This window comes from Castellaniella sp. (assembly GCF_049671645.1).
Taxonomy (GTDB): Bacteria; Pseudomonadota; Gammaproteobacteria; order Burkholderiales; family Burkholderiaceae_B; genus Castellaniella.
Genome location: NZ_JBATVG010000026.1, coordinates 76,808 through 95,185, shown reverse-complemented (window position 1 = coordinate 95,185; position 18,378 = coordinate 76,808). Strand labels below are relative to the sequence as shown.

The window sequence follows — 18,378 nt, the reverse complement described above, 5'->3', positions numbered from 1 at the left end:
GCCGCCATCGTACGGGAATCAGGGTTCGGCGGAGTTGCTTTAGATCAAGAAGCAGATGCTGCCCGATGGCTGATTGACGCCCTTGAGGGAAGGCCTATACTTGTCTCCGGTAAAAACTGTTTACTTTAGGTATCAATCATGTGGGCCTTCTCAAGAACGACTGCGTATCTGGTACTCATCCTGTCCGGCGCGACGGCCTGGGCGCAAGACGACGCGCTGATGACGCGCGGAACCTATCTGGCCGAGGGCGTTGTCGCCTGCGCCAATTGCCACATCGCCCGGGGCGATAAAGGCCAGCCGCTGTTCGACCGAGGGCTGTCGGGCGGCATGCTGTTCGACGATGCCGCGTTCAAGGCCTATGCCCCCAATATCACCCCCGACCCCGAGACGGGAATCGGCACATGGACGGACGCTCAACTGGGCAAGGCCATCCGCGAAGGCATCCGGCCGGACGGCAGCCTGATCGGCCCGCCCATGCCCATCTCGTTCTATCGGAACCTGTCCGATACGGATCTGGCTGCCATCATCACTTACCTGAAGGCCCAGCCGCCTGTCCGCCATGTTGTCGCAAAGTCGGTGTATCACATTCCGCTGCCGGCCAGCTATGGCCCGCCCGTCGCCGGGGTCAAGACGCCTGCGGCGGCGGATACGCTGAAATATGGCGAATATCTCGCCAATATCGGGCATTGCATGGATTGCCACACCCCCCGCAACGCCAAGGGCATGTTGCTGATGGATCACCTGGGGGCGGGCGGTCAGGTGCTCAAGGGGCCTGCAGGCGATGTGGTCACGCCCAATCTGACCCCTGATCAGAGCGGGCTCAAGACCTGGACGGATGCGCAGGTCGAACGCGCGATCCGCGAAGGCATCAATAAAGACGGCGCCCGCCTGCAGCCCATCATGGCTTTTGGCTGGTACAAGAACATCAGCGGCCCCGATATGAGCGCGCTGATCGCATACCTGAGGTCCCTGAAGCCCCAGCCGTTCGCCGACAGGAAATAAGGGCCGCGAGGCCCCGCGCCAGGCTCGTGTCCGACGCTTTGGCGAACGGGTGTCGCCCGGTAGCGCCGCGTGCGCTCAGGCCGGCGCGACTGCGGCGTTCAGCTTGAAGGTGGCGACCAGATCGGCCAGCGTATCGGCCTGCCGCTGCAGGCTGGTGGCGGCCGCCGCGGATTCTTCGACCAGACTGGCGTTTTGGCGGGTGACGTCGTCCATCTGCGTGATGGCCGTGTTGATTTCCTCGATGCCGCTGGTTTGTTCGCGGTTGGCGGCGCTGATTTCATTCATGATGTCAGTCACGCGGCGGATGGCGTCCACGATGTCCTGCATGGAAGCCCCTGCGTTGCTGGCCTGCTGATTGCCGCTGGCGATGGCGGCTACCGAGGAATCGATCAAGGTCTTGATTTCGCGGGCGGCGGAGGCCGACCGCTGGGCCAGCGCCCGGACTTCGGCGGCGACCACGGCGAAGCCTCGCCCCTGTTCGCCGGCCCGGGCGGCTTCAACCGCCGCGTTCAGCGCCAGGATGTTGGTCTGGAAGGCGATGGAATCGATCACGCCGATGATGTCCACGATCTGCTGCGATTGCGTGTGGATGGAGCCCATGGTGGTGACCAGTTCGGTCACCAGGGTGCCGCCTGTGGTCGCCGTCTGGGTGGCGGATGCCGCCAGGCTGTTGGCTTGCTGGGCGTTGTCGGCATTCTGGCGCACGGTGGCGGTGATTTCTTCCATCGTGGCGGCCGTTTCGGTCAGGGAACTGGCCTGCTCTTCGGTGCGTGAGGACAGATCCAGGTTGCCGGAGGTGATCTGGGCCGCGGCGGTGGCGATGGATGTGGCGCCGTTGCGCAGTTCGCTGACCGTGTCTTTAAGGCCTTGCGACATCTGCTCCAGGGCCTGTTCCAGTGCCGTGATCTCGTCTTTGCCCTGGGGGCGGATCCGCTGACTGAGATCCCGATCGGCGACCGATCTTGCCAGGGCGACGGTGGCCCGCAGCGGCCGGGTGATCGAGCGGGTGACCTGCCAGGCGAACAGCAGCCCCAGCAGCAAGGCCAGCAGGGTGGCGATGGCCACCAGCGCCATGCCGGCGCGGTTGCTGGCGTGAAGTTCCTGGGTGTTGCGATCGATCAGTTCTTTCTGGTAGGCCAGCAGGTCGCTGACGCTGCCGACGTACGCGCTCAGGTAGCCGGCCATGTCGTGGTCGTAGAATTGCTTGGCGGCGGCTTGGTTGCCTGCTTCCTGGTTCTTGATGGCGGCGGCGCGGGCGCCGGTGTATTCGGAACGTTTCTTCTGCACGACATCGAAGAGCTTGCGGGCTTCCGGGTCATGGATGCTGGCGTCGACCTGCTTTTGCAGCGCTGAGATCTTCGCGCTGGTGGCCGTCATGTCTTTCTTGATCATCTCGCTCAGGTCGGCGTTGTCGGTCTTGGACACTGTCGTGGTGCGCAAGGCGTTCATGGCGGTGTTCTTTTCCCATTCGGCGATCAGTCGTTCGGTCTTCAGCAGCCCGTCGGTGATGTCGGCCGTCAAGGTGCTGCTGCCCTGCATGCGCCAGATGCTGATGCAGGCGGTGACCAGCAGAAGCAGGATGATCAGGCTGAAACCAAGGGTCAACCGGGTGGCGATTGTCAGCGTGCGCATGGAGGAGCCCTTTATATGGATGTAGACAAATTGTGAGTTCTGTAAATATTCTGTCTTAAAACATGGTTTTCGCCAACATGAAAGTTCGTGCCGATCTCGATTGCCGAAGACTTCGAACTGCAGGATACTGGCGAGCCGCCGCGCAACACGCGCAGTCGTGATCGGAGAAGCTGTCATGAACTCGATTCGCCGGTATTTTGCAGGTCTTGTGTGTATCGGTTTTGTGTTCGCCTGCGCTCAGGCGGCGCGGGCGGCGGATGATGCATCCGGCGATGTGGCCGCCGCCGCCCGGGCCAACGGCAAGGTCGATTTTGCCGCGCGCCTGGCTCGCGCCCGCGTCGGGCCGGATGATACGGTCATTGTTCTGGTGCATTCCGCAAAGGATTGCGTGTTTTGCCAACGCTGGAAGGGTTCTCTGGGCGGCCGGGGCGAACTGGAACAGTATGTCGGCGCGCATCCCGGCGTGCAGTTCCATATCGTGGAGCGTCCGACGATCGCGGAATCCGAGGCCCGCGGTCTTTATCCCGAATCGCTGGTCTGGCTGTACGACAAGCGTGACGACAAGGGCCGCAAGCGGGCCGCCGTGCCATCCTACGATGTAATCGTCCGCCACAAGGTCGTCTGGCATGCCCTGGGCTACAGTGCCTGGGATAAGACGGTCTTTCCCGCGATCCGGGACTTGGATGCTCGCAGGGGACGGTGATGACATCTGCGCATCGCATGGATTCCGCCCGTCTGGAAGCCTTCACGGACGGCGTGATGGCCGTCGCCCTGACCATCATGGTGTTGGAACTCAAGCCGCCGCATGCGCCGGAATGGCGGGCGTTGCTGGCGCAGTGGCCGGTGGCCCTGAGCTACGTCCTGAGCTTCATCTATATCGGCATCTACTGGAACAACCATCACCATCTGATGCGGGTGACGGATGGCATCCGTGGGCGCATTCTATGGGCGAACCTGTATTGGCTGTTCTGGATGACGCTGATCCCCTTCGCCACAGCCTGGATGAGTGAAACGGAATTCGCCACGGTCCCGGTGGCTCTGTATGGGTTTGTGCTGCTGATGGCCGCCGGCGGTTTCTTTCTGCTGCAACATGAGATCGTGCGGTTCAACGGGCGGGATTCGGCGCTGGCCAAAGCCGTGGGCCGGGACATCAAGGGCAAGATCTCGGCGGTGCTGTATCTCGTGGCCTTGCTGGTGGTGTCCTGGTGGCCCTATCTTTCTTGCCTCCTGTACGCCGCCGTGGCGGCCATCTGGTTCATCCCGGACCGCCGATTCGAGCGGGAAGTGATGCGGTAGAGGGTCGCCGGGTCAGCGATCGCCTTGCGTCCGCAGCCACGGATGCCGGGAAAAGTGCCGAGCCTCGAATGCGCGGATCTCGTCGGCGTGCGTCAGGGTCTGGCCGATTTCGTCCAGTCCTTGAAGTAGCGCTTCCTTGCTGTAGGCATCGATCTCGAACGTCCAGGTTGCCGCATCCGGGGCGAGTACCTGTTGCTGCACGAGATCCACGGTCAGCGCGTAGCCGGATGTGCGGGTCACGGCCTCGAAGAGCTGATCGATCACCGGTTCCGGCAGCACAATCGGCAGCAGGCCGTTTTTCAGGCAGTTGTTCGAGAAGATATCCGCGTAGGAGGGCGCAATCAGCGCCTTGAAACCGTACTGCTGCAGCGCCCAGGGGGCGTGTTCACGGCTGGATCCGCAGCCGAAGTTTCTTCGGCCCAGCAGGATGGAGGCTTGTTGGTATCTGGCCTGGTTCAGGATGAAGTCGGGATTCTGTGGCCGATTCTCGGCATTCATTCCCGGTTCGCCATGGTCCAGGTAGCGCAATTCGTCGAACAGGTGGGCGCCGAATCCGGTGCGACGGACGGATTTCATGAATTGCTTGGGAATGATGAGATCCGTGTCGACGTTTTCTCGGTCCAGTGGAAGCACCAGGCCCTTGTGTGTGGTGAAGGCTTGCATCGCGGGGGGCCGTTATTCCGGCAGCTTCCTGCCGGCGGTCTCCGGCAGGAACCAGGGCAGCAGGATGCCCAGGGCATAGACTGAGCCCATGGCCAGTGCCGTGTTGGGGATGCCGCCGAAGGATTTGATGAGTGTCCCGGCGATGATGGGAAAGACCCAGGCCAGGAGGCGTGCGCCGTTGAAAATCATACTGATGGCCGAAGTGCGGACTGTGGAGGTGAACAGTTCCACGGGGTAGATTGCCATCCAAGCGAAGGCGCATCCCAGGGTGAAGAATCCGTTGATGGGCGCGAGCACGGCCATCATTTCGACGCTGTTCGTCAGCTTGTAGGTAGCGATGGTCACCAGCAAGGACCCAAGGAATGTCAGACACATGAACAGCCGTCGTCCGAGCATGTCGATGATGAAGCCGGAGAGCATGTAGGCGGCGATGGCGCCGACCGTGTAGGTGATCGACACGCGCGAGCCCCATGCTACCGGGTCGGCTACTCCTTCCGCTTTGCCGATGGCGATGGTATAGGTGGGCAACCAGCTCGAAATAGCCCACCAGCCCACTGTCGTGACCGCTGACAATGCCATGGCCAGGACGGTGCGTCGCAGGGCTTCAGGTTCTGTAAAGAGAACTTTCAGAGTGAAGGGACGCTTGCCATTGTCTGCCGTCGTTCGCTGTCCGGGCGCGCGGGAGGCATCGCCGGTGGCGTGCCAGCGTTTTTCCCGGACTGCGCGCTGCCATTGCTCAGACTCCTCCAGCCCGCGCCGCAGATACAGGATGCCCAGAGCAGGGATGGCGCCCACAGCGAAGACCAGGCGCCAGGTTTCTTCTCCCAGCGGATGGGTGGATGACAAGGCATACCAGATCACGGCGGCGACTAGCGTGCCCCAACCGAAGCCGGAGTGCAAGAAGCCCAAACCCTTGGCGCGCGCCCGATCCGGCCAGGTCTCTGATACCAGGGCCACGCCGGTGCCCCATTCGCTGCCCATGGCCAGGCCGGTCAGGAAGCGGAGCACGCACAGAATCACGAAGCCGTTGGCAAAGGTTGTCAGGCCCGAGAACAGCGCATACAGAAAAATCGACCACATCATCATGCGCTTGCGCCCGATGTAATCCGCAAGCACGCCGCCGACGATCCCGCCCAGTCCCCAGCCCAGCAGTGTGATGCCGATGACGCTGCCGGCATAGATGGGCATCGATGCGGCTTGTACGGGAGTCAGCACCGTGTGCATCATGGGGCCCAGCACCACGATGATCGCCATGGCTTCATAGCCATCGAAGATCCACCCTAGAAAGCCCGCCTGCAAGACCTGCCAGTGCTTGCGAGTCAGTCCGTCATACCAGTGCGACGGAAGCGTCGCTACTGCCGATTCCTCAGCCATATTTGTCTCCTGATTGGATGTTGTTGAAAAGCTGTGTCAGCGCTGGCCGAATGTGTTTTCCTTGAACACGTTCGGCGTGCCGTGCGGGGCGCAGCGCCAGTACTGCGGCGGCGCCGTGATACTTGCGTTCAGTTCGGCTGCGGCATGCCACGGCCACCGGGGGTCCCACAGCATGGCGCGCGCGAGAGAGACCAGATCGGCGTCTCCGGATCTGATCACGTCGTCGGCCTGTCGGGCCGTGGTGATGAGGCCCACTCCGATAGTGATCATGCCGCTTGCCTCGCGCACGCTGCGGGCGAAGGGAATTTGGTAAAGAGGTTTCGGAGAAATCCGCTGTTGCGGCGATAAGCCGCCCGAGGAGACATCGATCCAGTCGCAGCCAGCCGCGCTCAACCGGTGTGCCAGGGCGATGGTCTGTTCCAGATCCCAGCCGCCCGCTACCCAGTCGGTGGCGGAGACTCGGACTCCCAGGGGGCGGTCGGGCCAAGCCTGGCGGACTGCATCGAAGATTTCCAGCGGGTATCGCAGCCGGTGTTCCAGGGGCCCGCCATAGGCATCGCCGCGCCGGTTCGAGAGGGGCGAGAGAAACTGATGCATCAGGTAGCCGTGGGCGTAATGCAGCTCGATAGCATCCAGATCCAGGCGTTCGGCCCGGCGCGCGCTGCGCGTGAAACAGTCCCGGATGCGTTTCAGGTCCGCATGCGTTAGCGCGCACGGAGGCTGTTCGCCCGGGTGGGCGGCGATGGGTGAAGGCCCCTGCGTTTGCCAGCCGCCGTCATCGGGCAGGATCAGTGCGCCGCCGTGCCAGGGCGCGGCGCTGGACCCCTTGCGTCCGGCATGGCTCAGTTGCACGCCGATGGGAATGGGGCTGTACTGACGGATGTCGTCCACGACCCTGCGCAACGCGCCCTCGTTGTCGTCGGAATAGAGACCCAGGCAACCTCGTGTGATCCGACCGGTGGCTTCGACGGCAGTCGCCTCCAGCATCAGCAGGCCCGCGCCGCTCAGGGACAAGGCGCCCAGGTGCGTATGATGCCAGGCGCCGGCGCACCCTTCCTCGGCGCTGTACTGGCACATGGGACTGATCACGATGCGGTTATCCAGCCGCAGGGACCTTAGGGATAATGGCGTGAACAGGGACGGTGTTGCGGGTTGGAGAGGATGCATGCGCTCTGATTCTGGGTGTCGGAAATCTCTAAAATAAATATAAGGAACTGAGGCGGCTTTGAATATTGATTGATCTTCACCCCAGGCATCGCGAAAAGTGATGGCTGGAGGGCGATGTCCATTCATACTGGAGGACGGGGATGAGCCATTCAACGCGGGATCCGATATCTTTCGATTTCGAATCCCTGGAAATTTTCCTTGCCGCTGTCGAAGAACGCAGCATTTTCGCGGCGGCTCAGCGTAATCACATCGTGGCATCGGCGGCCAGCAAACGGATTTCCCTCCTCGAGGAGCAGGTTGGAACATCGTTGCTGTATCGGCACAGCCGCGGCGTGCGGCCCACACCTGCCGGCGAGGCGTTGTATCACCACGCCAAGCGCCTGGAGGAGCATTTGAGGCGTATCTCGGATGAGTTGTCGGAGTATGCAAACGGGGTGCGAGGGCATGTTCGCGTTCATGCGAATCTGACGGCCATGGTCCAGTACCTGCCTAGAGACTTGTCTTCGTTCCTCGGGGAGAATCCGGAAATTCGTCTTGATCTGGTGGAGAAGACCAGCGATCAGGTCATTCACGCCGTGGTGTCGGGGCTCACGGACATCGGAATCTGTTCTGCGACGCCCGACGCCGCGCTGGATCTGGATGTGCTCACCTATGGCGTCGATCAGTTGGTGCTCGTCGTTCGGCCTGACCATCGGCTCGCCCGGCGCCGCAGCGTGCCTTTCAGAGAGCTGCTGGATGAAGACATTGTCAGCCTGACGTATGGAACGTCGATTCACAAGCTGTGCACGTCTGCGGCGGAGCGCCTGGGGCGCAGGTTGCAGGTGCGCATGGAGGTGACGGATTTCGAGGCCATGCGGTGCATGATCGCTTCGGGGCTGGGGGTGGGGGTCCTGCCTATGCCCAGCGTGGCGCCCTATCTGGACATCATGTCGTTGCGCATGGTGCCCTTGAGCGAGCCCTGGGGAAAGCGTCCATTGAATATTGTGGCGCGCCGTTTCCAGGCGCTGCCCTTGCCGTCTCAATTGCTTGTCGGCCACCTGGCCCGCAGCAGAGGCCTGCTGGTCGAGCGCAGCCTGGCGGCAGGCAGCTAGGGGGTGGGCTCTTGACGAAGCCCCGTTGGAGGAGCGGCCTCGGTGTCTCCCACCGTGTTTGATGAAGGCTCATCCCCCGTTGATGGGGTAGAGCCTCGGGCCGGTAGAGCCCATCCACTGGCTATGGGCGAGGCCGCCTCTTCCTCTTGCGACTTGCGCAGAAAATGGACGAAAAAAAAACCGCCTGAAAAGCAGGCGGTTAGATTCCTTGGTGGAGACGAGGAGGATCGAACTCCCGACCTTCGCATTGCGAACGCGACGCTCTCCCAGCTGAGCTACGTCCCCGAAAGACGGCAATTCTAGCATAGAAATGCCGTCTTGCACCGTTCTCTACCTGATCCGTTCGCGCGGAGCGCCAAGGCGGCCATGCGGGGCGGGCCTGGGAAAGAGGGCGGATCGCCGCTGCGGCGACGCAGGTGAGAATCCGGTAGGCGCGGAGTCCGTCATGCGCGACGATATAATGGTGGATTGTCTTTCACTCTGGCTACTTCGGATTCCCATGAGCACAACCATTCTAGAAAATCTGCCGATCGGGCAGAAGGTCGGCATTGCCTTTTCCGGCGGCCTGGATACCAGCGCCGCGCTGCTGTGGATGAAGAACAAGGGCGCCATCCCGTTCGCCTATACGGCCAACCTGGGGCAGCCCGACGAGCCGGACTACGACGAGATTCCCCGCAAGGCCCTGCGCTATGGCGCGCAAGGCGCCCGTCTGGTGGATTGCCGTGCCCAGCTGGTGGCCGAAGGCATCGCGGCGCTGCAGTGCAATGCCTTCCACATTTCCACGGGCGGGGTCACGTATTTCAACACCACGCCGATCGGGCGGGCCGTCACCGGCACCATGCTGGTGTCCGCCATGCGTGAAGACGACGTGCATATCTGGGGTGACGGCAGCACCTTCAAGGGCAACGACATCGAACGCTTCTACCGGTACGGCCTGCTGACCAACCCGGACCTGAAGATCTACAAACCCTGGCTGGATCAACTGTTCATCGACGAGCTGGGCGGCCGGGCGGAAATGTCCCAATACCTGCAGGAAAATGGCTTCGACTACAAGATGTCGGCCGAAAAAGCCTATTCCACGGATTCGAACATGCTGGGGGCCACCCACGAGGCCAAGGATCTGGAGCATCTGGATTCCGGCATCCGGATCGTCGACCCGATCATGGGGGTGGCGTTCTGGAAACCGGACGCGGATGTGAAGGCGGAAGAGGTCACTGTGCGCTTCGAGGAAGGCCACCCGGTGGCGCTGAACGGCGTGGAATACGCCGATCCTGTAGAGCTGATGCTGGAGGCCAACCGCATCGGCGGGCGTCACGGCCTGGGGATGAGCGACCAGATCGAGAACCGCATCATCGAAGCCAAGAGCCGCGGGATCTACGAGGCCCCGGGCATGGCCCTGCTGCACATCGCCTACGAACGCCTGGTCACGGGCATCCACAACGAAGACACCATTGAACAATACCGCATCAACGGCCTGCGGCTGGGCCGTCTGCTGTACCAGGGCCGCTGGTTCGACCCGCAAGCCATCATGCTGCGTGAAACGGCGCAGCGCTGGGTGGCGCGGGCCGTCACCGGCGAGGTCGCGCTGGAGCTGCGCCGGGGTAACGACTATTCGATCCTGAATACCGAATCGCCCAATCTGACCTATCATCCCGATCGCCTGACCATGGAGAAGGGCGAGTCCATGTTCTCGCCGCTGGACCGCATCGGCCAGTTGACCATGCGCAATCTGGACATCGTCGATACGCGCGCGAAGCTGTTCACCTATACCCAGGTGGGGCTGCTGGCGAAGACCGGCCAGTCCGACATCCCGCAGATCCGCCAGGATACCGGCAAGCAGTAAGTCCTCCGGGACGCAGCAAGGGCCGCTGAAAGAGGATTTCAGCGGCCCTTGTCGTTTTGCCGAAGACCGGGTGAAGGATCCGTCCGGCTGCAGGCGGCGTAGCGCCCTGGTCGGCGGACGTGGGGGTCAGATTTCGGGCACGCCCTCGATCGGCGCGGCGGTGTCGGTGGTTTGCAGGTGGTTGCTGTCGGCGAAATCGCAGGCGAATTTCCAGGCCAGGGGTTCCAGCTGGCGCAGGCGATGATCGATCACGACACAGGGGGTGCCGTCGATGCTGCGCGGCGTGGCGTAGGGGGAATAGGACAGCGGATTGCGGATGGATCCGGCTGGGCGAAACTGGGACAGCACGCCGGCCAGTCGCTCAGCCCAGTCGCTGGGTCGGAATCGCTGGCCATCCATGGTTTTGCCGTGGATGATCAAATGCTGGACGGGGTGGTTCATGTATGTTCCAAAGACGGGGCACGCCTGGCGGCCAGGTGCGCAACATCCCCTACGCCGCGCATTGTATCCGATCGGCGTTTTGCGCGTCCTGCGGGGGCACGGTAATATGGTCCCTTTGCATAGGGTTTCCCATGTCTGCAGCCAATCCCACCGGGCCTTTGCGGCATTTTTTGCAGTTGCGTGATTTTTCGGAAGACGAAATCCATTACGTGATCGAGCGGGCGCGTCTGATCAAGGACAAATTCAAGCGCTACCAGCCGCATCACACACTGCACGACCGCAACCTGGCCATGGTGTTCGAAAAGGCCAGCACGCGTACCCGGGTGTCGTTCGAGGCCGGCATGTATCAGTTGGGCGGCTCGGTCATCTACCTGACCACTGAGGGCTCGCAGCTGGGGCGTTCCGAACCCATCGAGGACACCGCCCGCGTCATCTCGCGCATGGTCGACCTGGTGATGATCCGCACCTTCGAGCAGACCCGGATCGAACGCTTCGCCGCGCATTCGCGGGTGCCGGTCATCAATGGCCTGACCAATGAATTCCACCCCTGCCAGATCCTGGCCGATATCCTGACGTTCGTGGAACATCGCGGATCGATCCGGGGCAAGACCGTGGCCTGGATCGGGGATGCCAACAACATGGCCTATACCTGGCTGCAAGCCGCCGAATTGCTGGGCTTCACGCTGCACGTGTCGGCACCGGCCGGCTATCGCCTGGATCCTTTGCGGGTGGGGCAGCAGGCGGCATCCGTGCTGCGCGAATTCGACGATCCCCTGGAGGCCTGCCAGGGGGCCGACCTGGTCACGACCGACGTTTGGACCAGCATGGGCTACGAAACCGAAAATGAAGCCCGCCGACTGGCGTTTGCCGATTGGTGCGTTGATGCCCAGATGATGGCGGCGGCGCAGCCGGATGCGGTGTTCATGCACTGCCTGCCTGCCCATCGCGGGGAAGAGGTCACGGGCGATGTCATCGATGGTGCGCAAAGCGTGGTCTGGGACGAGGCCGAAAACCGCTTGCATGTGCAAAAAGCCTTGATGGAGTTCCTGTTGCTGGGTCGCCAGAGCGCCTGAGATCAAATAAAAAGGACGCCGGCGGCGTCCTTTTTAGTGCAGTACAAGCTGCGTCCCTTCAATCAGGCAAGCGCCTTGATCGCGGCCGACAGGCGGCTTTTATGGCGGGCGGCCTTGTTCTTGTGGATGATCTGCTTGTCGGCGACGCGGTCGATCACGCTGCTGGCCTTGCGGAAGACTTCGTTGGCGGCAGCCTTGTCACCGGATTCGATAGCCTGGCGCACACGCTTGATGGCGGTGCGCAGCATCGAACGAATGCTGGCATTGTGTTTGTTCTGGGCAACGGCCTGGCGGGCGCGTTTACGAGCTTGTGCGGAATTGGCCATAGAGTGTTATCTGGTTCGCGTAAATAGAAACGGTTGCTTGTACTGCAAAAGCAAAGACAGTAAGTTTATCCTACGACTGTCTGCGTGTAAAGTCTTTGGGTCGAAAACCGAATAAAAACAAGGTACTGAAGTACGCCAGCGCCGCGGCCGCCAGGACTCCCAGCAACCAGGCGATCCGGGTCGCGGGATGGGCGCCCAGGGCCACCCAGTCCAGGTGCCGGTCCGCCCAGACCAGCACCAGGGCCAGGGCGCCCAGGGCGGGCAGCAGCTTCAAGGTGAATCCCCGCCATCCGGGCAGGGGGGCGTACAGTTTGCGCCGGCGCAGCAAGACCACCAGGCAGAGCGCGTTGGCGCTGGCGCCCAGTCCGATGGACAGCGCCAGCCCCGCGTGGGCCAGCCAGGGCACCAGGATCAGATTCATCAATTGCGTGAACACCAGCACCGCAATGGCGATGCGCACCGGAGTGCGGATGTCCTGTTTGGCGTAAAAACCGGGGGCCAGGATCTTGATGGCCAGCAGGCCCAGCAGGCCTGCGGCATAGGCGGTCACGGCCAGCTGCGTCTGCGCGACGTCGGTGGCCGAGAAAGCGCCGTAATTGAAGAGCGTGGCGACCAGGCCGTCGGCCAGCAGGGACATGCCCAGCGCGGCGGGCAGGCCCAGTAGCAGCACCAGCCGCAAGCCCCAGTCCAGCAAGGCGTTGTAGGCCTTGTGGTCCGCGCGGGCATGGGCGGCCGACAGGCTGGGCAGCAGGACTGTTCCCAGGGCTACGCCCAGCAAGGCGGTCGGAAACTCCATCAGGCGGTCGGCGAAGGACAGCCAGGTGACGCTGCCGGGCGCCAGCCAGGTGGCAATGTTGGTGTTGATGAGCAGCGACAGCTGGGCCACGGACACCCCCAGGGTGGCCGGCAGCATCTGCCGCAGGATGCGGCGCACGGTGGGATCCCGCCACGCGGCCCTCAGTCCCTGGCCGTAGCGGGGCAGCAGGCCCAGGCGGCCCAGGGCGACCCATTGGACGGCCAGTTGCAGGACGCCGCCTGCCAGCACCCCGACGGCCAGCGCATGGATGGGCTCTTCCATGTGATTGGCCAGCAGCAGGCTGGCGCCGATCATCGACAGGTTCAGCAGAACCGGGGTGAAGGCCGGCACCGCGAAGCGGCTGAAGGTATTCAGCACGCCGGATGCGAAGGCCACCAGCGACATGCAGATGATGTAGGGAAACATCAGCCGGGTCATCCAGATGGCTTCCTGGAATTCGCTGGCGCGGGCGGCCGTACGCATGCCGCTGGCCATGGCGGTGACCACCCACGCGGCCCCCAGGATTCCGGCCAGCGTGACGCCGCACAGCGCGACGAACAGCAGCAGCGCGACGCGGTCCAGCAGGCGGCGCAGGGTATCGTGGTCGCCGCGCTGGCGGACCTCGCCCAGGATGGGCACGAAGGCCTGGGAAAATGCGCCTTCGGCGAACAGACGGCGCAGCAGGTTCGGGATGCGGAAGGCCACCCAGAAGGCGTCCGTCAGGGGGCCGGCCCCATACAGGCTGGCGATGAGGACATCGCGCAGCATGCCGGTCACACGGGAAAACAGGGTCAGGCCGCTGATCGTGGCCGCCGAGCGCAGCAGGCTCATGAAACCGCGGTCAGCCTGCGCAGCGTGGGGGATGAGCCCGGACGCGGCGCAGTCCCGGCGGACTGCGCCGCGCCTGGCGAATCCGAGCGGCGCGCAGGACGCGAGGTGGGCGTGTCAATCACTTCGGCGCCATGCGGATGGCGCCATCCAGACGGATGGTTTCGCCATTGAGCATATCGTTGTCCAGGATGCTGAGGACCAGCTTGGCGTAGTCCTCCGGGCGGCCCAGACGGGACGGGAAGGGCACGCTTGCGGCCAGGGAGTCCTGGACTTCCTGGGGCATGCCGAACAGCATGGGCGTGCCGAAGATGCCCGGGGCGATGGTCATGCAGCGCACACCCAGCCGGGAAAGGTCCCGGGCGATGGCCAGGGTCATGCCGACGATGCCGGCTTTGGAGGCGGCGTACGCGGACTGCCCGATCTGGCCGTCATAGGCGGCGACCGAGGCCGTATTGATGATGACGCCGCGTTCGCCGGTCGCCTGCGGATCGTTGGCGCTCATGGCCTGGGCGGCCAGGCGGGCCATGTTGAAGGAGCCCACCAGGTTGATATCGATGACGCGGCGGAACAAGCTCAGATCGTGAGGACCGGTCTTGCCGACGATGCGCGCTGCGGGGGCGATGCCCGCGCAATTGATCAGGCCGCGCAGCGTGCCCTGGGCCGTGGCGGCGTCGACGGCCGCCTGAGCATCGGACTCGGATGTGACGTCGCAATGCACGTAGGTCTGGCCGAGTTCGGCCGCCAGCGCCCGGCCGGCTTCTTCCTGGACGTCGGCCAGGACGATTTTGGCGCCTTGGGCGGCCAGGGCCCGGGCGGTGCCGGCCCCCAGGCCGGAAGCCCCGCCGGTGACGAGGATGACTTGATCGCGGATGTTCATGATAGGGTCCGGGCGATGGTCAGGCGGCTGAATGGGCGCGCAGGATGCCCAGGATGCGTTCGCGGATTTCGTCCACCGAACCCACGCCGGAGATCTTCGCGTAGTGCGGCGCGTGGGCATCTCCGGTGGCGGCCCACTGGGAATAGTAGTCGACCAGCGGACGGGTCTGGTCGCGGTAGACCGACAGGCGGTGGCGCACGGTTTCCTCGCGGTCGTCGTCGCGCTGGATCAGCGGTTCGCCGGTTTCGTCGTCCAGGCCCTCGTGTTTGGGAGGGTTGAAGGTGACGTGGTAAGTGCGGCCGCTGGTCACGTGCACCCGCCGTCCGCTCATGCGCTCGATGATGTTTTCCTCGGGGACGCTGATCTCGATCACGTAATCCAGTGCGACCTGCGCGGTTTTCAGCGCGTCGGCTTGCGGGATGGTGCGCGGAAAGCCGTCGAACAGATAGCCGCCCTGGCAGTCCGGCTGGGTGAGGCGATCACGCACCAGGCCGATGATGATGTCGTCGGATACCAGGCCGCCCTGGTCCATGATCTTTTTGGCCTCCAGCCCCAGAGGGGTTTGCGCCTTGACGGCGGCGCGCAGCATGTCGCCCGTCGAGATCTGCGGAATGCCAAACGTTTCAGTGATGAACGCGGCCTGGGTGCCTTTGCCCGCCCCGGGGGGGCCTAGCAGAATTAAGCGCATGATTTCCTCCGAAAGTATTTTTCAAATTTTTCCGATTATGCCGCAACGCAGCAATCGCTGCAGGGATTCCTGGCGCCCGGCGCTCATGTCTTGGAAAACAGGGCGCGCACCCGGGCGAGGTCTTCGGCGGTGTCGACTCCGCGGGCGGGAAATTCCTGGGTTTGATGCACGAAGATCGGGAAACCCTGTTCCAGGGCGCGTAGTTGTTCCAGCGATTCGATGTGTTCCAGCCGCCCGGGAGGGAGTTCCGGGAAGGCGCGCAGAAAGCCCGCGCGGTAGGCGTACAGGCCGATGTGGTGCCAGGCGGGCAGGCCGGGAGCCAGGCGCTGCCGGCCATCGGCCAGGGCGTCCCGGGCCCAGGGGATGGGCGCCCGCGAAAAATACAGGGCGCGCTGGCGGCTGTCGCACACGACCTTGACCGCGTTGGGATCGAACAGGGTGTCGGCGCTGCTGATTGGCGCGGCGCACGTGGTGATGGCGGCGTCGGGGTGCTGTTGAAGCAGGGCGGCGACGGCGTCGATCAGCGTCGGGTCGATCAGCGGCTCGTCGCCCTGGACGTTGACGACGATGGCGCTGTCGTCCAGCTTCAGCTGCTGCGCGACTTCGGACAGGCGGTCGGTTCCCGTGGGGTGATCGGGGCGGGTGATCAGCGCTTCGATGCCGTGCGCGGCTGCGGCCTGGAGGATATCCGCGTGGTCGGTGGCGATGATGACGCGGTCGGCTCCCGATCGGGCTGCCTGGCGGGCCGTGCGCACCACCATGGGCAGGCCGCCGATATCCAGCAGCGGCTTGCCCGGCAGGCGGGTGGAGGCGGCGCGCGCCGGGATGACGACCGTGAAGCTCATGCCTGGGCCGGCGCCGGGTCAAGTTCGCGGGCTTCGCCGGGCAGCATGACGGGCACCCCGTCGCGGATCGGGAAGGCCAGGCGGTCGGCCGGGCAGATCAGTTCCTGGTGCTCGCGGTCATGGCGCAGGGTGCTCTTGCAGATGGGGCACACGAGGATCTGCAGCAAACGGTTTTCCATGGAAACGGGTATCGGTGGGGTGGTGAAACGAACAGTTTAATGCCTGATGCCCCGCTTGTGCGGTAAAGCTGTTCAACGGGTCCGCAGGCGGGTTTCCAGGGCGTCCAGCCACGCGGGATCGGAAAAAACGGGGGCCGCGTGCACCGTCCAGATCCGGGGGTCGTGCGGGGGAGGGTATTTGATGGCGTCCTTGGCGGTGATCAGGATGGGGCCAGGGGGCAGGGCCCGCAGTGCGTCCAGGGAAGGGGCCTGGTGGTCCGGGCTGCACAGGGTCTGCTTCAGGGTCAGGCCCGCCTGTTGCAGCATGGCGAAGAATCGCTGCGGCTGGCCGATGCCGGCGGCGGCGCTGCAGGGGGTTTGCCCCTGCGCGGCGCACCAGGCGGCCCAGTCCTGCCGCTGACCGCTGGCCAGGTGGGTCAGGAAGTCCGGTTGCAGGCGCAGGCTGAGTTGACGGGGCCTGCCCTCGGTGTCGACGGGAACGGCGGAGGGCAGCGCTTCGGCGGGGCCCAGCTGGGTGATCAGCCAGTCGGCCCGCAGGCGCCGGTCGGGCGGTTCGCGCAAAGGGCCTGCGGGCAGCAGCCGGCCGTTGCCGACGCCTCGCGCGTCCTGGACGATGATTTCCACGTCGCGGGCCAGGGCGGTGTGCTGCAGCCCGTCATCGGCAATCAGCACGTCGATGTCCGGGTGGGCTTGCAGCAGGGCCGCCGCCGCCAGCGGCCGCCGAGGGTGCACCGCGACGGGCGCGCCGGTGATGGCATGCAGCAGGGCCGGTTCGTCGCCCAGGTGGGCGCTGTCGCCGGCCTGGTCGCTCAGGCGCGGGGCGGGGCCGACGCGGCTGCCGTATCCCCGGCTGAGAATGCCGGGGCGCCAGCCGCGCGCCTGCAGGAAATGGCACAGGGCGGCGGTGACCGGGGTTTTGCCCGTGCCGCCCACCAGAATGTTGCCGATGACGACGACCGGCACGGGCGCCCGCCAGGCGTGCGCCGCCTGGCGCGCCATGCGCCGTGCCGACAGGCGGCCGTAGATCCAGGACAAGGGGGTCAGCAGCGTGCTGATCGGGCCGCGCGCGCGCCAGATATCCTGCAGGCAGTCTTCAGCCCGCCGACGCCGGGAGGGGGTCATGGGCGGGCCTGGGTCAGGAAGGAAACCCGGCGTATGTCGGCCTGACGGGCGGCCTCCAGGGCCAGCACCACGGCCGCGTGGGAGGCCTGCCCGTCCGCATCGATGCGCAGCGCCGCATCCGGGTGCTCGACTGCGGCCAGGCGCAGCGCCGCCGCCAGTGCGTCCGGGGCGGCGTTATCGATGTAGTGGCCGTTCAGGGCATATTGCCCGTCGCGGCTGATGGCCAGTTCCAGGGCGGGACCGGTATCCAGGACCTGGGCCCGGGCCTGGGGCAGGGCGATGGGCAACTGGCGTGTCTGGGTGAAGGACGTGGTCGCCGCCAGAAAGATCAGGATCACCAGCAAAACGTCGATCAGGGGGATCAGGTTGATCTCCGGCTCGTCGTGCGAGTGGCGGTGACGGAAATTCATGAGGCGGCGCGGCGGCTGATCAGGCGATCCAGGGCGCCGGCTTCGCGTTCCATGGTGTGCAGGAAGTATTCCACGCGGGATCGGAAGTAGCGGTGGAAAATCAGGGCCGGGATGGCGATCAGGATGCCGAAGCCGGTGTTGTACAGGGCGATGGCGATGCCATGGGCCAGCAGGGCCGGATCGCCGCCCGCCGGATCGTAGGCGCCGAAGATCTCGATCATGCCGACCACGGTGCCGAATAGCCCCAACAGCGGCGCGATGACGGAAATGGTGGCCAGGCCGGCCAGGTAGCGGTTCAGGCGCCAGGAGACATCGCGCCCCACGGATTCGATGGCGGCTTGGCGCAGGGCGTCGTCCTGCTGGCGCTGGGCGGCGACTTCGGCCAGGATGCGGCCCATGGGGCTGTTGCGCGCCAGACGCAGCACGGCATCGGGTTCGTCCTGCTGGCGGCGCATCAGTTCCAGCACCTGTTCGGGCAGGCCGCGCGGCATGACCTGGCTGGGGCGCAGGGCCAGGAAACGTTCTATGATGATCGCCAGCGTGATGACCGAAGTGGCCACCAGCAGCCAGATGGGCCAGCCGGCCGCGTGGATGATGTCCAGCAAGATCGATTCCTTTGTGATCGGTGAGGCAAGGCGACAATTCCTCATTCTATCCTGATCTGACGGGCCGGTATCGGGGTCTGGCGGGCTAAAGGCCCGCAGGATAAGGCTTTCCGGCCG

20 protein-coding genes and 1 tRNA gene are annotated in these 18,378 nt (G+C 64.3%); 6 read left to right on the top strand and 15 right to left on the bottom strand.

Features of this window, described 5'->3' with window-relative positions:
* The first annotated feature begins 138 nt into the window (after positions 1-138).
* A complete protein-coding gene (locus tag WBG56_RS14265) occupies positions 139-1,002 on the top strand; it encodes a c-type cytochrome (RefSeq protein WP_424269466.1) in 864 nt (287 codons plus the stop codon).
* Positions 1,003-1,077: 75 nt separating this feature from the next.
* Here WBG56_RS14265 and WBG56_RS14260 read toward each other — a convergent pair whose 3' ends face one another.
* Positions 1,078-2,634 (bottom strand): methyl-accepting chemotaxis protein, encoded by a 1,557-nt coding sequence (locus tag WBG56_RS14260; RefSeq protein ID WP_424269464.1) that lies wholly within the window; start codon positions 2,632-2,634, stop codon positions 1,078-1,080.
* 175 nt (positions 2,635-2,809) lie between these two features.
* On the opposite strand from WBG56_RS14260, the gene WBG56_RS14255 reads away from it, so the two are divergent.
* Together WBG56_RS14255 and WBG56_RS14250 are read left to right on the top strand one after the other, a co-directional pair.
* On the top strand, positions 2,810-3,337 hold the full coding sequence (locus WBG56_RS14255; RefSeq protein ID WP_424269462.1) for a hypothetical protein: 528 nt from the start codon (positions 2,810-2,812) through the stop codon (positions 3,335-3,337).
* A complete protein-coding gene (locus tag WBG56_RS14250; protein WP_424269460.1) occupies positions 3,337-3,930 on the top strand; it encodes a TMEM175 family protein in 594 nt (197 codons plus the stop codon). Before WBG56_RS14255 ends, WBG56_RS14250 begins: the two co-directional genes overlap by 1 nt.
* 12 nt (positions 3,931-3,942) lie before the next feature.
* Here WBG56_RS14250 and leuD read toward each other — a convergent pair whose 3' ends face one another.
* The 3 genes from leuD to WBG56_RS14235 are packed head-to-tail and all read right to left on the bottom strand — an operon-like array spanning position 3,943 to position 7,134.
* Positions 3,943-4,593: a 3-isopropylmalate dehydratase small subunit gene (gene leuD, locus WBG56_RS14245; RefSeq protein WP_424269458.1), complete on the bottom strand. Its 651-nt coding sequence runs from the start codon at positions 4,591-4,593 to the stop codon at positions 3,943-3,945.
* Between the two features lie 12 nt (positions 4,594-4,605).
* Entirely contained in the window at positions 4,606-5,967 is a 1,362-nt protein-coding gene (locus WBG56_RS14240) for an MFS transporter (RefSeq protein WP_424269457.1), read from the bottom strand.
* 36 nt (positions 5,968-6,003) lie between these two features.
* Positions 6,004-7,134 (bottom strand): NADH:flavin oxidoreductase/NADH oxidase, encoded by a 1,131-nt coding sequence (locus WBG56_RS14235; protein ID WP_424269455.1) that lies wholly within the window; start codon positions 7,132-7,134, stop codon positions 6,004-6,006.
* A 140-nt stretch (positions 7,135-7,274) separates the two neighbouring features.
* Between WBG56_RS14235 and WBG56_RS14230 the strand changes: the two genes are divergently transcribed.
* The gene (locus WBG56_RS14230; RefSeq protein WP_424269453.1) at positions 7,275-8,225 is read left to right on the top strand and encodes a LysR family transcriptional regulator; all 951 of its coding nucleotides are present in this window, start codon (positions 7,275-7,277) and stop codon (positions 8,223-8,225) included.
* Positions 8,226-8,434: 209 nt separating this feature from the next.
* On the opposite strand, the gene WBG56_RS14225 is transcribed toward WBG56_RS14230, so the two are convergent.
* A tRNA-Ala gene (locus tag WBG56_RS14225) sits at positions 8,435-8,510 on the bottom strand.
* Positions 8,511-8,724: 214 nt separating this feature from the next.
* On the opposite strand from WBG56_RS14225, the gene argG reads away from it, so the two are divergent.
* Entirely contained in the window at positions 8,725-10,068 is a 1,344-nt protein-coding gene (gene argG / locus WBG56_RS14220) for an argininosuccinate synthase (protein WP_424269451.1), read from the top strand.
* Positions 10,069-10,194: 126 nt separating this feature from the next.
* Here argG and WBG56_RS14215 read toward each other — a convergent pair whose 3' ends face one another.
* Complete coding sequence (locus tag WBG56_RS14215; RefSeq protein WP_424269449.1) at positions 10,195-10,509, bottom strand: DUF3579 domain-containing protein; 315 nt, start codon at positions 10,507-10,509, stop codon at positions 10,195-10,197.
* A 131-nt stretch (positions 10,510-10,640) separates the two neighbouring features.
* Here WBG56_RS14215 and argF point away from each other — a divergent pair, with 131 nt between their 5' ends.
* The gene (gene argF / locus WBG56_RS14210) at positions 10,641-11,582 is read left to right on the top strand and encodes an ornithine carbamoyltransferase (RefSeq protein WP_424269447.1); all 942 of its coding nucleotides are present in this window, start codon (positions 10,641-10,643) and stop codon (positions 11,580-11,582) included.
* Between the two features lie 62 nt (positions 11,583-11,644).
* Here the strand turns inward: argF and rpsT are convergent, their stop codons facing one another.
* From rpsT to WBG56_RS14165, 9 genes are all read right to left on the bottom strand, one after another.
* Positions 11,645-11,908, bottom strand: coding sequence for a 30S ribosomal protein S20 (gene rpsT / locus WBG56_RS14205; protein WP_424269445.1), 264 nt, complete (start codon positions 11,906-11,908; stop codon positions 11,645-11,647).
* Positions 11,909-11,978: 70 nt separating this feature from the next.
* Positions 11,979-13,535, bottom strand: a complete 1,557-nt coding sequence (gene murJ, locus WBG56_RS14200; RefSeq protein WP_424269443.1) for a murein biosynthesis integral membrane protein MurJ — start codon at positions 13,533-13,535, stop codon at positions 11,979-11,981.
* A gap of 118 nt (positions 13,536-13,653) precedes the next feature.
* Entirely contained in the window at positions 13,654-14,412 is a 759-nt protein-coding gene (locus WBG56_RS14195; protein ID WP_424269441.1) for a 3-hydroxyacyl-CoA dehydrogenase, read from the bottom strand.
* A 19-nt stretch (positions 14,413-14,431) separates the two neighbouring features.
* Positions 14,432-15,100, bottom strand: a complete 669-nt coding sequence (adk, locus tag WBG56_RS14190) for an adenylate kinase (RefSeq protein ID WP_424269439.1) — start codon at positions 15,098-15,100, stop codon at positions 14,432-14,434.
* An 83-nt stretch (positions 15,101-15,183) separates the two neighbouring features.
* On the bottom strand, positions 15,184-15,945 hold the full coding sequence (kdsB, locus tag WBG56_RS14185) for a 3-deoxy-manno-octulosonate cytidylyltransferase (RefSeq protein WP_424269437.1): 762 nt from the start codon (positions 15,943-15,945) through the stop codon (positions 15,184-15,186).
* Positions 15,942-16,124, bottom strand: coding sequence for a Trm112 family protein (locus tag WBG56_RS14180; protein ID WP_424269435.1), 183 nt, complete (start codon positions 16,122-16,124; stop codon positions 15,942-15,944). Before WBG56_RS14180 ends, kdsB begins: the two co-directional genes overlap by 4 nt.
* A gap of 72 nt (positions 16,125-16,196) precedes the next feature.
* A complete protein-coding gene (gene lpxK, locus WBG56_RS14175; protein WP_424269433.1) occupies positions 16,197-17,246 on the bottom strand; it encodes a tetraacyldisaccharide 4'-kinase in 1,050 nt (349 codons plus the stop codon).
* On the bottom strand, positions 17,243-17,656 hold the full coding sequence (locus WBG56_RS14170) for an ExbD/TolR family protein (protein ID WP_424269431.1): 414 nt from the start codon (positions 17,654-17,656) through the stop codon (positions 17,243-17,245). The genes lpxK and WBG56_RS14170 overlap by 4 nt, the downstream gene beginning before the upstream one ends.
* Positions 17,653-18,261 (bottom strand): MotA/TolQ/ExbB proton channel family protein, encoded by a 609-nt coding sequence (locus WBG56_RS14165; RefSeq protein WP_424269429.1) that lies wholly within the window; start codon positions 18,259-18,261, stop codon positions 17,653-17,655. The genes WBG56_RS14170 and WBG56_RS14165 overlap by 4 nt, the downstream gene beginning before the upstream one ends.
* Positions 18,262-18,378: the final 117 nt, after the last annotated feature.